The sequence below is a fragment of the Oleiphilus sp. HI0128 genome (assembly GCF_001635365.1).
In genome coordinates, this window is record NZ_LWGG01000734.1 from 1 (window position 1) to 12,962 (window position 12,962).

Sequence of the window (12,962 nt, forward strand, 5' to 3'; positions counted from 1 at the left end):
CCTTCAAGCTTAAAGATGCCCGCTTGCTGAACTTCAACAATGTAAGCCGTCATACCTTCGACTGAAACGGTAAAAGTAGCTGAAACAACTACTTCATAGTGATCTTCACCTAAACCAGCATTTTTAGTATTGAGATCCATTTTCACTTCTGGCTTCCATTGTTTCTGGAAAACCATGGGTGAGTTCGGTGACTCAAAGGAAATATCTTTTACATAGATGCGCTGTAGGGCAAAGTTGACTTGTGGCTGCTGTTCCTCTTGAGCGCCAACTTCAGGCGTTTCATTCTCTGACATGATGGATCCTAATTCTTGATAATTTGATAACAGCTCGTAAAACTTAAGCTGACGAGCCAAAAGTTAAATACTAGGCGGTGCTAGTTAAAAATGCGAGCCTATCAAGCTCTTTTTTTAGTTTTTGCGATAGGAATAACCTTATAAGCTATAAGGTCTCCAATAAAGCGTCTAGCTCACCCTTTGCCTCTAAAGCAAATAAGTCGTCACAGCCACCTACGTGAGTTGTTCCAATCCAGATTTGTGGCACTGTATGCTGGCCAGATTCTTTCATCATCTTTTGCCTGATAGATGGATCTGCATCCACTAGAATTTCATCAAAGTTTACTTTCTTTTTTTGAAGAAGCGCTTTAGCACGAAAGCAAAACGGGCAGAATTTTGAAGAATACATTACGACCATTTTATTGACTCTTAGCTATTGTGTTTATTTACGAACCAGAGGCATATTGCTATTTTTCCACTCAGCAATACCACCACTCATACGGCAGACATTCTCAAAACCTTCTGCCTGCAAAGTCTTACCCGCCATTCCAGAGTGCTGACCCATTTTATCTACCAGGATAATTTGCTTATCCTTATATTTTTCCAGCTCAGTCGATCGCTCTTTCAAGTTTGCAAAAGGAATATGCAAGGCACCTGTAATTTTACCTTCAGAGAAGTCTTTCTTGTCACGTAAGTCAACGATCACAGCCTGATCTTTATTTAGTAAAAGCGTCGCCTCTTGAGGACTAACGGCTCTTCCAGAACGCGATCTCTCGGTAAACCATAGTGCAGCCAACAACGCGACAAACAAACCTGAAAGCTCAATATGATTACCAATAAATTCAAATAAACGATCCATTACTCAGTCCACAACAGTAAAACCGGCTAAATTGCCAGATAAAGTAGAAGCTCTGCCCTGAGTAGCGCCAGTAAATCTTGTTTCACTCGCTCTACTCCATAGCCTCACGCAAAAGGAGTCGCATTATACACACGCCCCTCCTGGCACCTCAATAGCTAGAACCTAATGCAGCGAGAACAACTAAACAACGACACACTAATTAATTCTGACACTCTAGGTCGCCAACCGTCCAAAATAACGGTAAAATCCGCGTCACTATTGGAACCTTGTATGAGAGTAATTTCACGAGGTTCACTGCGCGCCGTTTAAAACTTTACATTAGGTAGTACGTTAATATGGGTAAACAGACCACCGCACTAATCATTCTCGATGGCTGGGGCCACCGTGAAGAAACCGATGCAAATGCTATTCGTCAAGCCAGCACACCTTTTTGGGATAAAATTTGGCAAGAGCGTCCTCATAGCCTGATTCAAACCTCTGGCATGGCCGTGGGCCTACCTGATGGGCAAATGGGAAATTCTGAAGTGGGTCATATGAACCTCGGTGCCGGAAGAATCGTCTACCAAAACTACACCCGTATCACCAAGGATATTGACGAAGGAACATTCGAAAATAACGAAGCCATCTGCAAAGCTATAAACAGCGCAGTAGAAAGCGGCAAAGCAATCCATCTTATGGGGTTAATGTCTCCGGGTGGTGTTCACAGTCATATCGACCACATCCAGGCAGCCATTAAAGTAGCGGCAACAAAAGGCGCCAAAGAAGTTTACGTTCACGCATTCCTCGATGGCCGAGATACACCTCCGCGCAGTGCACAGCCCTCTCTAGAAGCTGTGGAAAAGCAACTTTCTGATCTAGGTATTGGTAGAATCGCTAGCATGGTCGGCCGTTACTACGCGATGGATAGAGATAATCGCTGGGATCGTGTAAAACTAGCTTATGACCTTTTAACTGAAGGACAGTCTGATTATCGTTACGAAACGCCTACTCAAGCACTTGAAGCGGCATATCAGCGTGACGAAAACGACGAGTTTGTTTCAGCCACAGCCATTGGAGATGCGAACTCTGGCCAGATCAATGACGGCGATGCGGTTATCTTTATGAACTTCCGAGCAGACAGAGCACGCGAATTAACCCGAAGCTTTGTTGATACAAATTTCGAAGGTTTTGAGAAATCCAAGGCACCTAAGCTTGCCGACTTTGTCATGCTAACGGAATATTCTGCAGACATTGCAACTAGCTGTGCCTACCCTCCAATGGACCTACCCAATTGCTTGGGTGAATACATGGAGACGCTGGATAAAACCCAACTTCGAATTGCTGAAACCGAAAAATATGCCCACGTCACCTTTTTCTTCAGTGGTGGCCGGGAAGCATTATTTAAAGGCGAAACTCGCGAACTCATCCCTTCTCCAGATGTAGCAACCTACGACCTAAAACCTGAAATGAGCGCTCCTGAAGTTACTGACAAGCTGGTCGAAGCGATTAAGAGTCAAGAATATGATTTGATTGTCTGCAACTTTGCTAACGGCGATATGGTTGGCCACACAGGAAAACTCGAAGCCGCTGTCAAAGCAGCAGAATGCCTCGATAGCTGCCTGGAACGTGTGGCAACCGCACTTGAAGAAAGTAAGGCCCAATGTTTGATTACCGCAGACCATGGTAACGCAGAGCAAATGCTTGATCCCAATTCAGGACAGGCACACACCGCTCACACCACATTGCCCGTACCACTGATATATTTAGGTGATAAAGACATTTCACTCAAAGACGGTGGTAAATTAAGCGATATCGCACCCTCCTTGCTCGATTTGATGTCTATCGATATCCCTTCAGAAATGACGGGAATGTCACTAATCGGAAAATAGTCTGCAATAGCCTCAGTGTATAATAATCAATCCTTTAAGAAGAGCACTAGAGTATTCTTATGCTCTTCGTGGATTGTAGGAACCCTCTAATGTCTTGGTCGATTAACTTAATATGCATGCTAGTATTAATTATCAACATGCTCTCAAGGCTCCTCACTAATCGATGAAATACCTTCTGCTTACATTCTGTTTGTTAGCTTCACTCGTAGCAAACCCAAGTCTTGCAGAAGTTTCTCAAGAACACTCTGAGCGTGAACTCGCTCAACTTAAATCCAGCATCACCAAAATCAATCGCTGGCTGAATCGCGCTAATACTGAAAAAACCGGGCTTTCAAAAGCACTGGAGAAGCAAGAAAAAGCTATCAGCAAGCTAAGCAAGTCAATTCGTACCAGCAAAGCAAATATAACGAAGCAAACCAAAGAGCTTAAAAAGCTGGAAAAAGACCACTCTCAACAAACAAAGGCGCTAAAAAAACAGCAGTCGTTCTTAATAAAGCAATTACAACGTGCGTACCTGCACGGGGAACAATCTCAAACCAAACTTCTTTTAAACTCTAATAACCCCCAGGAACTTGCTAAGGATATGCGTTTCTTTGCCTATATTAATGAAGCGCGTAGTGAAAAAATTTCCGAGGTACAAGACATTCTTAACATCATAAAAAATACCGAGAAAAAAATACTTGTTAAGAAAAATAAACTGCACGAACAGCATAAGCTTCAACAACAACAGCGCTTAGAGCTGAAAAAAGAACAAGCAGCTCGTAAACAGGTACTCGCAAAACTCAAGGCCAATATAAAAAATAACACGCAGCGTCTTGAAAAAATGCGCAAAGACCAAGCGCGCCTAGAGAAGCTTCTGAACGAATTAGAGCAAGCCATTGCCAACATCCCCCTCCCTGACGACGCCGCTCCGTTTAGCAAACAAAAAACCAAGCTTCCGTGGCCTGCGAAAGGTAAAGTCATTGGGCGCTTTGGTAGTCGAATTGCTCAGGGTAAGCTAAAGCTCAATGGCATTCATATTGAGACAAAAAACAACCAGGAAGTTCAAGCCATCCATTCTGGAAGAGTTATATTTTCTAACTGGATACGTGGCTTTGGTTTGCTCATTATTATCGATCATGGTAATAATTACATGAGTTTGTACGGTAACAATAAGAGCCTTGCAAAAGATACCGGAGACTGGGTTAGAGCAGGTGAAGTTCTCGCCTATGCAGGGCAAAGTAATGCAAAAAGTGAAACAGGGCTATACTTTGAAATTAGAAAAGACGGAAAGCCTTTAAATCCTAGCCGATGGCTACGAAAATAAATTCTTCAGGACCCACTTAATGAAATTAGTTTCTCGTTCCTTACCTTTAATGACATCACGCCGCAAACGCATCTGCACTTACAGCGCTATTCTGGCTGGGTGCTTATCTTTCAGTCAGCCCGCACTTTCCCAGCAAACTGAAAGTGCTGGTATACAAGATACTAATTTAGCTTCGGAACAAGCGACTGCCCCCTTACCTTTAAATGAGCTGCGAAAGTTTACCAATGTATTTGGCAAAATTAAGAATGCCTACGTCGAAGAAATAGATGACGCTACCCTGCTAAAATATGCGATTCGTGGCATGTTGTCAGGGCTTGACCCACACTCAGCTTATCTTGAGCCAAGCGCATTTTCAGACCTGCAAGAGAACACTTCAGGCACATTTGGCGGCTTGGGTATAGAGGTAGGTATGGAGAATGGCTTTGTAAAAGTTATTGCGCCGATTGATGATACCCCCGCTCAGAAAGCAGGCATTGAGGCTGGCGATTTAATTATCAAATTAGATGAAACACCCGTAAAAGGAATGAGTCTTGATCAAGCTGTTGACACGATGCGTGGTGAAGCGGGTGAGCCGATTACATTGACCATCGTCCGTGAAGGCGAGCGCGAGCCATTAGAAATAAAAGTCGTACGTGACATTATTCAAGTAACCAGCGTCAAAACGCTAGTACTTGATGAGCAGTACGGCTACATCCGTATCACTCAATTTCAGGCACAAACTGGTAGCGACTTCGCCAAAGGCCTTAAAAAGCTTCAAGATGAAACTGAAGAACTTGCAGGCTTAGTTATTGACTTAAGAAACAACCCTGGAGGCGTACTTCGTGCTTCAGTAGAAGTTGCCGACCAGTTGATTGAAGAAGGTCTCATCGTTTATACAAAAGGCCGTGCTAGCGAAGCCGATTTAAGCTTTAACGCGACACCTGGTGACGATGCTAATGGCATACCCATTATCGTTCTTATTGATGGAGGCTCCGCATCAGCTTCTGAAATCTTGGCCGGAGCACTTCAAGATCACAATCGGGCAGTCATAATGGGAACACAGAGCTTCGGCAAAGGCTCTGTACAGAACGTCATGGCTCTTGATGCTGAATATGGGCTTAAGCTAACAACGGCCCGCTACTATACCCCTAATGGCCGCTCGATTCAGGCGCAAGGTATCGAGCCCGATATAGAAGTTAACCGAGCCAAGTTGAGTGAAGAAAAAACCAAAGCCTTTTATCGAGAGTCTGATCTAGCCGGTCACTTAAGTAACGGCAACCAAAATAAGAATGAATCCAGCAAAGAAGAAAGCGAAGACTCAGAAGTTTCTCGTCAACAATCCATGCTGGAAAAAGACTTCCAGCTTCAGGAAGCTTTAAGTTTGCTAAAGGCTTTGGATATTCTAAAAGTTAAGCAAAAGAACTCTTCCGTCAAAACACCAGAGAGCCAAACTGAGGCTGAAAACCTAGCTGAAGAAGGCACGCCACAAGGTGAGTAACTATCTCCTCAAGCTCAGTACAGTAGTCACCTTTATCCTGACTACTGTCGTGCTTGCTTTTCCCGTTGCTGCAGAACTAAAGCAGCAACCGACCATCGCGATCGTCATTGACGATATGGGGAATCACCTGGAGAACGGCTCCCGATTAATTGACCTACCCTACCCCCTTACTTTGTCTTTTCTACCAGAAAGACGCCATACACGAGCCCTAATCGAAAGAGCTAAAGAGAATGGCAAGGAAATCATGCTCCACTCGCCCATGCAAAATAAGCTTGGGATTAAGCTCGGTAAGGGCGGTTTAACCGAAAGCATGAGTGAGATGCAAATTAAGCAAACCTTGCGAAAAAGCTTTATCTCGATTCCGCATATGGTAGGCCTGAATAACCATATGGGCAGTCAGTTGACAACTCAAAACAAGGTTATGGAGTGGGTAATGGAAACGGTTAAACAGCACCCCTTCTTTTTCTTGGATAGTCGCACCTCTGCCAACTCGGTTGCCGCCAAAATTGCCGCAGCGCACCAAATCCCTAACATAAGCCGGGATGTTTTTCTTGACCATTTTCAAACCCGAAAATTTGTTCAAGCTCAGTTTATCAAGCTAGTCGAACTAGCAAAGAAGAATGGCACAGCCATAGCAATCGCCCACCCTCACAAAGTCACAGTTGAATACTTGAGCTGGGCTCTGACAAAGCTTGACGAAAAAGGTATCAGTATCGCTTCTGCTAGCGCTATCTGGCAAATACAAAACCCTGGACAGAGCATGCAAAACATCTTTGCTGCAAGAAACAAAGTTCCTCGACTAGCACAAAGTAAATCATCCACGTCAGACACCTTAAAGCACGCAAACTACAGCCCGCAAAGAATTCCGCAAGAATATCAAGACACCCTATAAATTCTTCCTACCGATCCATAAACAGTTATTTTTCGTGATAATTAATTTAGTCGATCTTTACTGGTCAGATTTTCTATCAGGTCTATACTAAATATGCGCGGTGCCTCCGCACTTTCAAGGATTATAGCGAACACATTTCAAACCCGAGGTTTATCACCATGTCCGGCAAAAATATAGACAGCTTATTTCACGACGGCACTCTTGCTGCGATTACCTTTATGACGGCTGACGCCGCATTTGCCATCCCTCTGGAACAAGTACTTTATATTGAGAAAGACGTGAAAAGAAACCTTCAGGTAAATGAGCTTGATGAGTTTAATCACGAAGTGATTACCTTCCAGAACAACACTGTTCAGCTGTACGATTTTAATCAGCTTATTGGTTCTGAAAATCACCAGACCCTAATGAACAACCTGGTTGCCAAACTGAACGAAATGGAGCAGCAACATAGAGATTGGCTTGATGCACTAGAGTCATCACTTAAAAACAACACGCCCTTTACTAAAGCGCTTGACCCTAACAAATGCGCTTTTGGCATGTGGTACAACCAGTTCGAAACAGATATTGAAGAGCTTAAAGAAGCCCTCCTGCGCTTTGATGAACCCCATAAAAAGTTACACGGTTTAGCTGAAACCTTACTCAACTTAAATCAGACTGATCACGACGAAGCAATGAAGATTCTGAACACCGAAAGACAAACCACGCTATCAGAATTGATCCACCTGTTCCATTTAACCAAAGAGCGAGCCTTATCGAGCATCCGTCCTATCATTCTTTTTGTAGAGCGCACTGGCGGCAAAGTAACAGCCTTACGTCTTGATAATATCAACGACATCGTCACCTTTAACAAAAAAGTATTTTGTCGAGATGACTCTGCAGATGGAATCATGAGAAGTAAAAATGATGACTTTGTGGTGGAAGGCTTTCTTAGAGACGGTAACGAAGCACCATTAATGCTGATCAACTGCCAGCCTGAGAGCAAGTCTGAATCTAATCAGGTTGCATAGAATTTAAAAAGCTTTGTAGGCAGCGCCTTCCACGGCTCGCATGAGGGCTAGCACGAAATTGATCGTGCGCCTGAACCCTCTGCCTACAATAGACAACTTTCTCGCGCTTAAGACCTACAGGCGCATTTCAATACCACAATCGGCCATATGTGCCTTGGCTTCTTGAACGCTGTACTCTCCAAAATGAAAAATACTTGCTGCCAGAACAGCATCGGCGCCACCTTCCAAAACTCCATCTGCCAAGTGCTGTAAATTCCCCACACCGCCAGATGCTATAACCGGAATAGACACAGCATCGGTAATCGCCCTAGTGACGCCTAAGTCGAAGCCGTTTTTCATACCGTCCTGATCCATACTGGTTAGTAATATTTCACCAGCACCGTAATCAGCCATTTTCTTGGCCCATTCGATTGCATCCAAGCCTGTAGGCTTACGACCACCATGAGTAAAGATTTCCCATCGACCTTCTTCACCCTCTGCACTCACCTTCTTCGCATCAATTGCGACGACAATACATTGGCTGCCAAATTTCTCGGCAGCTTCACGAACAAACTCTGGGTTAAATACTGCCGCTGTATTGATCGCAACCTTATCCGCGCCGGCATTCAACATACAGCGGATATCTTCAACTTTTCGGATTCCACCACCAACCGTTAGCGGAATAAACACTTCACTCGCCATTTTTTCAACAGTATGAACCATTGTGTCACGGCCTTGGTGACTCGCTGTGATGTCCAAAAAGGTGATTTCATCAGCCCCTTGCTCATCATACTTTTTGGCAACTTCTACCGGGTCACCTGCGTCACGGATATCAACAAACTGTACGCCCTTTACAACGCGCCCTTCATCAACATCCAAACAGGGAATAATTCTTTTAGCCAAGCCCATTAACTAGCTCTCCACTTATAATTTCAATCTTCACAATAGTCTTGAGCCTCTTTAAGGCTTAAGGCTTTTTCATCCAAAGCTCGTGAAACCAATACGGTTTCGATACCCACTTCAGACTCGGAATACAATGCACGAATATCATCCATATCTGCTACCCCGCCAGTCACCCACAATGGTACGCGAGAGACTTCAGCAAGCTTAATAGCCTCGTCGAGATTAACACCCTGACAGCTCCCTATACGCCCAAGGTCTCGATAAACCAGAGCAGAAATATCAGCAGCACTTAATTGCTGCGCCCAGGTTTCGGCAGTAACTGGTGACGTTTTCTGGCAACCATGTGTACACACCTGACCCTCTAGCAGTGACAGGCTCACCGTAATGCGCTCAGGAAAGCGCTTACACATTTCAGCAATAAACGCAGGATCTTCTATAGCTTTAGTTCCTAAGGTCACTGTTCTAATACCAGACTTCAGGTAATGCTCAACTTCAGATTCACTACGAATTCCACCTTCAACATGTAAATTTAGATTTGGAAAACGCTGAGCGATCGAAACGATCATTTCTGCATGAGCCGTCCGCCCCTGAATTGCACCATCTACGTCAAACACATAAAGGTCCTGCACACCGGCATCCATCCAACGCCCGGCAAGGTCTGTCGCATCATCGGAGTAAACTTTGGTCTGATCAAGGTGATGACCAGACACATGCACACATTTAGCCTGCATTAGGTTAATTGAGGGTAGGATATTCATCGCTTGACTAGTACCTTCTATTTTCCAGACCAGTTCGCAAAATTCTTGAGTAGCTGTAAACCTGCATGCTGGCTCTTTTCAGGGTGAAACTGAACTGCAAAAATGCTATCTCGGCTAAGTGCCGCAGCGATAGACTTCCCGTATTGGGCCGAACCTGCCAAGTATTGATGATCAGCCGCTACGTAATAGCTATGGACAAAGTAAAAACGCGAGGCATCTGAGATCTTATGCCACATAGGGTGATCACCATTCTGCACCACCTGATTCCACCCCATATGCGGTACTTTCAAACGAACCTTCTCGCCCTTATCGTTCTCTTCATACAAGCTTTCGCCAAAATGCAAAACATCGCCTGGGAAGGCACCGATACAATCAACGCCTCCATTCTCCTGGCTATGTTGAAGCAAAGCTTGCATGCCAACACAAATACCCAAAAAAGGTCTGTCCTTGGAAACTTCCATGCTTAAGCTATCAAAGCCCAAACGCTTAATTTCAGCCATGCAATCGCGCATAGCGCCTACACCAGGCAAAACAACCTTATCTGATGCACGAATCGTATCCGCATCCGAAGTTACAAGGACTTTTGCATCAGGCGCTACGTGTTCAAATGCCTTCGAAACCGAATGCAAATTGCCCATACCATAATCAATAATGGCAATTGTCGTCATTTTTTCTCACTCGTAAAAAGCAACTGACCTCAAAAGAGGCCAGTATTATTTATTAACTGTCGTACAACTTGAAACCGGTTCTATAAAGAACCTTTAGTAGACGGCATTTTTCCTTCCATTCGCTCATCAAGTTCCAAAGCCATGCGAAGCGCGCGGCCAAAAGCTTTGAATACCGTTTCGATCTGATGATGAGCATTTTTACCCTTCAGATTATCGATGTGCAAAGTTACATTGGCGTGATTTACAAAACCTTGAAAAAACTCATAAAACAGCTCTGTATCGAAGCGGCCGACACTTCCTCTGGTAAAAGGAATATCGTATTCCAAGCCAGGACGGCCAGAGAAGTCGATAACAACACGCGACAATGCCTCATCTAGAGGAACATAGGCATGGCCATAACGACGAATGCCTTTCTTATCGCCCACAGCTTTAGAGAATGCCTGGCCTAGTGTAATACCCAAATCTTCAACGGTATGGTGATCGTCTATGTGCAAGTCGCCTTTACAGTGCGCATCGATATCAATCATGCCATGACGACAAATCTGATCCATCATATGCTCTAAAAAAGGCACGCCAGTATCAAATTTAGCCTCACCCGTTCCATCAAGATTCACAGAAACTTTTATCTGTGTTTCCAGAGTATTACGTTCTACTTGGGCTTTTCTCTCAGCCATTTACTTCTCCGAAAATAAAATAATAAATAGATAAATTAGATAGCCTTATTTATCCACAGCACAAAAGGTCTAAGCCAATGCGCCTTTCAGGTTGTCGATATACTCATCAACCATTGCACTAAATTCATGCTTAACAACCGGGCTAATTGCTAACTTAAGCAGGCCTGGTAAAGGCAAAGTCAATTGCGCAGAAGTCGTTAATTTCAAGTTAGTTACGCCGTCACCTTCGGTTATTTCCCACTTACCTGATACAACGCCATTACCCTCACCCTTAACAGGAGTCCAAGTAACTTCACATGCGGCTTCGTCAGCAGAATACTTACAGGCATAAACAGTCTGGATTGCATGATCACCCAAGCCTACCTTTTCCATTTCCCAAAGAAAGGTATTGTCACCTTGATCGGTTAGTGCTTCAACTTTTGGGAAGTGGGCGCCTGAAGCGGGCACATCCGCCAACAATGCAAAAGCAGTGCTTGCATCGGCTTTAACGGTAAACTCGCGATCAATATCAATACTTACTTTAACGGTCATTTCCTACCTCACTATTATTATCACTGGTGGTTTTCTCAGGGTGTATTTCTGTGCGGGCAAGCCTATTAATGAGCGTTCCGATTAGAAATTCGAAAAGCTTCAATGACATAATCCTGCAGACCAGCAATAATAAACACTTCAAAGATAAAAAGCCACGATACCTTGAACAAGAAACCGACTCATTAAGGGCCATATACAGCAATGAACAAATTTCTTAAATTCAGCTTACTTTTGGTTATCGGACTGCCCTTATTAGCAGTGCTAGGTATCGCGCTGTTCATTCAGTTTCAAGATGCAAATCGCTTCAAACCTACGATTGAGCAGCAAGCTATAGAACAAGCCGGAATAAACTTATCGATAGACGGGTCCCTAACCTGGTCTTTGTACCCACTCGGCATTGATATCAACGATATGCAAATCAGTGATCAGCATGGACAAGCGTTTGCATCTATTAAGAGAATACTGGCGCAGGTAGACCTATTTTCTTTACTCAAGGGTTCACCCAGCGTTCACACCCTGCTTCTCGATAGTGCAAAAATATCGCTATTTGAAGACGAGCAAGGAAAAGCCAATTGGCTTAATATTCTACCAACACAAGAAACAGCGGCACTGGAAAAAGACACCTCGGAAACGAAAGCAAAAGATTCAAATCAAGACTCAAAAAACCAGAAGACTTCTGAGCTTTCGTTTTTACTCAGCCAGCTAAGCATATCTAACCTAAACATTGCTTATACATCAGAGCTCAAAAACCAAAGCATTAAACTTTCACCTGCGAGTATTAAGGTTTCAAACATAGCACCAAACAAAGATGTACCCTTCGACATAGACTTCACCTTCGAAGACACCATAGAAAAACTAACACTCAATTCTAATATTATTGGCCTTATCGAGTTTTCACCTGACTTTTCAAAAATTACGGTAAAAGAACTCAAGAGTAATTTTGAAGCGAATGGCGCCTTCTCTCAGTTCGAAGTAATTAATGCAAGTCTCGACAGCAAATTCACTGTGAACACCAGTAAAGAAGAAATAGTGGTTGAGGAGCTTTTCCTCATACTCGAGGAACTCAAGCTTGATAGTCAGTTAAGCCTTACAAACTACTTAGAATCACCTCACCTTCAAGGGCAAGTCCAAGTCAACAAGTTCAACCCCAAGATTCTAGCCGAGAGATTTGGAATTGCATTACCCACCTTATCTTCACCTGAAGCGCTAAACGCATTTAGCCTTTCGAGTAAGCTCGAATTTAAAGACCAGGCTCTATACTTTCAACAAATCAACACACAAGTAGATAAGAGTTCATGGCAAGGAGACCTTACATTCAATAGCAGTAATCAAGCGTTTGCACTTAGCCTTGTCGGTGACTCAGTTAATATCGATAATTATTTACCCGCCGAAGAGGAAAATAACAACACCCAAGCAAGCGCCAACGATGAAGCACCAACGAACAACCAAACCAACTCAGAGCTTCTGCCACTAGAAACACTGAGACAGCTCGATCTAGACATATCTTTAAAACAACAAAGCTTAATTGCAAACAAAGTCCTGATCGAAAATCTTAATGTCGAATTAGCCGCAAAGAACGGAATCGTCAGCGTAACAAACCTGTCTGCGAAGTCTCATGAAGGCATACTAAACACGAGCGCAAAAATAGATGCGCGTAGCAACAAACCTACTTGGCAAGCCGATACAAAGATATCAAACCTTAACTTAGGCACTCTGATTCAAGCGCTGGAAATTCAAAATGCCGAGGACAGCGCTAGCCTCAGTGGCA

Annotated in this window: 14 protein-coding genes; 6 read left to right on the top strand and 8 right to left on the bottom strand. The window is 43.8% G+C overall.

What is annotated here, in order from left to right:
* The 3 genes from A3763_RS09300 to A3763_RS09310 all read right to left on the bottom strand — a co-directional run.
* A partial coding sequence (locus tag A3763_RS09300; protein WP_197482870.1) for a protein-export chaperone SecB occupies positions 1 to 293 on the bottom strand: 293 nt, incomplete at its 3' end.
* Between the two features lie 145 nt (positions 294 to 438).
* The gene (gene grxC / locus A3763_RS09305) at positions 439 to 690 is read right to left on the bottom strand and encodes a glutaredoxin 3 (RefSeq protein ID WP_068511259.1); all 252 of its coding nucleotides are present in this window, start codon (positions 688 to 690) and stop codon (positions 439 to 441) included.
* 24 nt (positions 691 to 714) lie between these two features.
* The gene (locus tag A3763_RS09310; protein ID WP_068508189.1) at positions 715 to 1,131 is read right to left on the bottom strand and encodes a rhodanese-like domain-containing protein; all 417 of its coding nucleotides are present in this window, start codon (positions 1,129 to 1,131) and stop codon (positions 715 to 717) included.
* 335 nt (positions 1,132 to 1,466) lie between these two features.
* On the opposite strand from A3763_RS09310, the gene gpmI reads away from it, so the two are divergent.
* The 5 genes from gpmI to A3763_RS09335 all read left to right on the top strand — a co-directional run bounded on the left by gpmI (position 1,467) and on the right by A3763_RS09335 (position 7,681).
* Positions 1,467 to 2,999: a 2,3-bisphosphoglycerate-independent phosphoglycerate mutase gene (gpmI, locus tag A3763_RS09315; protein WP_068553192.1), complete on the top strand. Its 1,533-nt coding sequence runs from the start codon at positions 1,467 to 1,469 to the stop codon at positions 2,997 to 2,999.
* 163 nt (positions 3,000 to 3,162) lie between these two features.
* The gene (locus tag A3763_RS09320; protein WP_068511263.1) at positions 3,163 to 4,305 is read left to right on the top strand and encodes a murein hydrolase activator EnvC; all 1,143 of its coding nucleotides are present in this window, start codon (positions 3,163 to 3,165) and stop codon (positions 4,303 to 4,305) included.
* 19 nt (positions 4,306 to 4,324) lie between these two features.
* Entirely contained in the window at positions 4,325 to 5,782 is a 1,458-nt protein-coding gene (locus A3763_RS09325; RefSeq protein WP_068511265.1) for a S41 family peptidase, read from the top strand.
* Complete coding sequence (locus A3763_RS09330; protein WP_068553865.1) at positions 5,775 to 6,674, top strand: divergent polysaccharide deacetylase family protein; 900 nt, start codon at positions 5,775 to 5,777, stop codon at positions 6,672 to 6,674. The genes A3763_RS09325 and A3763_RS09330 overlap by 8 nt, the downstream gene beginning before the upstream one ends.
* Positions 6,675 to 6,832: 158 nt before the next feature.
* Positions 6,833 to 7,681, top strand: coding sequence for a CZB domain-containing protein (locus tag A3763_RS09335; protein WP_068511269.1), 849 nt, complete (start codon positions 6,833 to 6,835; stop codon positions 7,679 to 7,681).
* Positions 7,682 to 7,795: 114 nt separating this feature from the next.
* Here the strand turns inward: A3763_RS09335 and hisF are convergent, their stop codons facing one another.
* From hisF to A3763_RS09360, 5 genes are all read right to left on the bottom strand, one after another.
* Complete coding sequence (hisF, locus tag A3763_RS09340) at positions 7,796 to 8,569, bottom strand: imidazole glycerol phosphate synthase subunit HisF (protein ID WP_068511272.1); 774 nt, start codon at positions 8,567 to 8,569, stop codon at positions 7,796 to 7,798.
* Between the two features lie 23 nt (positions 8,570 to 8,592).
* The gene (locus A3763_RS09345) at positions 8,593 to 9,321 is read right to left on the bottom strand and encodes a HisA/HisF-related TIM barrel protein (protein ID WP_068511275.1); all 729 of its coding nucleotides are present in this window, start codon (positions 9,319 to 9,321) and stop codon (positions 8,593 to 8,595) included.
* A gap of 17 nt (positions 9,322 to 9,338) precedes the next feature.
* Positions 9,339 to 9,989, bottom strand: coding sequence for an imidazole glycerol phosphate synthase subunit HisH (gene hisH / locus A3763_RS09350; protein WP_068511277.1), 651 nt, complete (start codon positions 9,987 to 9,989; stop codon positions 9,339 to 9,341).
* Between the two features lie 80 nt (positions 9,990 to 10,069).
* Entirely contained in the window at positions 10,070 to 10,663 is a 594-nt protein-coding gene (gene hisB / locus A3763_RS09355; RefSeq protein WP_068511279.1) for an imidazoleglycerol-phosphate dehydratase HisB, read from the bottom strand.
* Positions 10,664 to 10,732: 69 nt separating this feature from the next.
* Positions 10,733 to 11,194: an SRPBCC family protein gene (locus A3763_RS09360; RefSeq protein WP_068511282.1), complete on the bottom strand. Its 462-nt coding sequence runs from the start codon at positions 11,192 to 11,194 to the stop codon at positions 10,733 to 10,735.
* Positions 11,195 to 11,395: 201 nt separating this feature from the next.
* On the opposite strand from A3763_RS09360, the gene A3763_RS09365 reads away from it, so the two are divergent.
* Positions 11,396 to 12,962: AsmA family protein (locus A3763_RS09365; RefSeq protein ID WP_068759995.1), on the top strand; the 1,567-nt coding region annotated here is incomplete at its 3' end.

Excerpts from the sequence above, each read along its gene's own strand:
- hisB (WP_068511279.1), bottom strand. The coding sequence starts at position 10,663 with ATGGCTGAGAGAAAAGCCCAAGTAGAACGTAATACTCTGGAAACACAG.
- gpmI (WP_068553192.1), top strand. The coding sequence starts at position 1,467 with ATGGGTAAACAGACCACCGCACTAATCATTCTCGATGGCTGGGGCCAC.
- grxC (WP_068511259.1), bottom strand. The coding sequence starts at position 690 with ATGGTCGTAATGTATTCTTCAAAATTCTGCCCGTTTTGCTTTCGTGCT.
- hisH (WP_068511277.1), bottom strand. The coding sequence starts at position 9,989 with ATGACGACAATTGCCATTATTGATTATGGTATGGGCAATTTGCATTCG.
- hisF (WP_068511272.1), bottom strand. The coding sequence starts at position 8,569 with ATGGGCTTGGCTAAAAGAATTATTCCCTGTTTGGATGTTGATGAAGGG.
- A3763_RS09320 (WP_068511263.1), top strand. The coding sequence starts at position 3,163 with ATGAAATACCTTCTGCTTACATTCTGTTTGTTAGCTTCACTCGTAGCA.
- A3763_RS09360 (WP_068511282.1), bottom strand. The coding sequence starts at position 11,194 with ATGACCGTTAAAGTAAGTATTGATATTGATCGCGAGTTTACCGTTAAA.
- A3763_RS09310 (WP_068508189.1), bottom strand. The coding sequence starts at position 1,131 with ATGGATCGTTTATTTGAATTTATTGGTAATCATATTGAGCTTTCAGGT.
- A3763_RS09345 (WP_068511275.1), bottom strand. The coding sequence starts at position 9,321 with ATGAATATCCTACCCTCAATTAACCTAATGCAGGCTAAATGTGTGCAT.
- A3763_RS09335 (WP_068511269.1), top strand. The coding sequence starts at position 6,833 with ATGTCCGGCAAAAATATAGACAGCTTATTTCACGACGGCACTCTTGCT.
- A3763_RS09325 (WP_068511265.1), top strand. The coding sequence starts at position 4,325 with ATGAAATTAGTTTCTCGTTCCTTACCTTTAATGACATCACGCCGCAAA.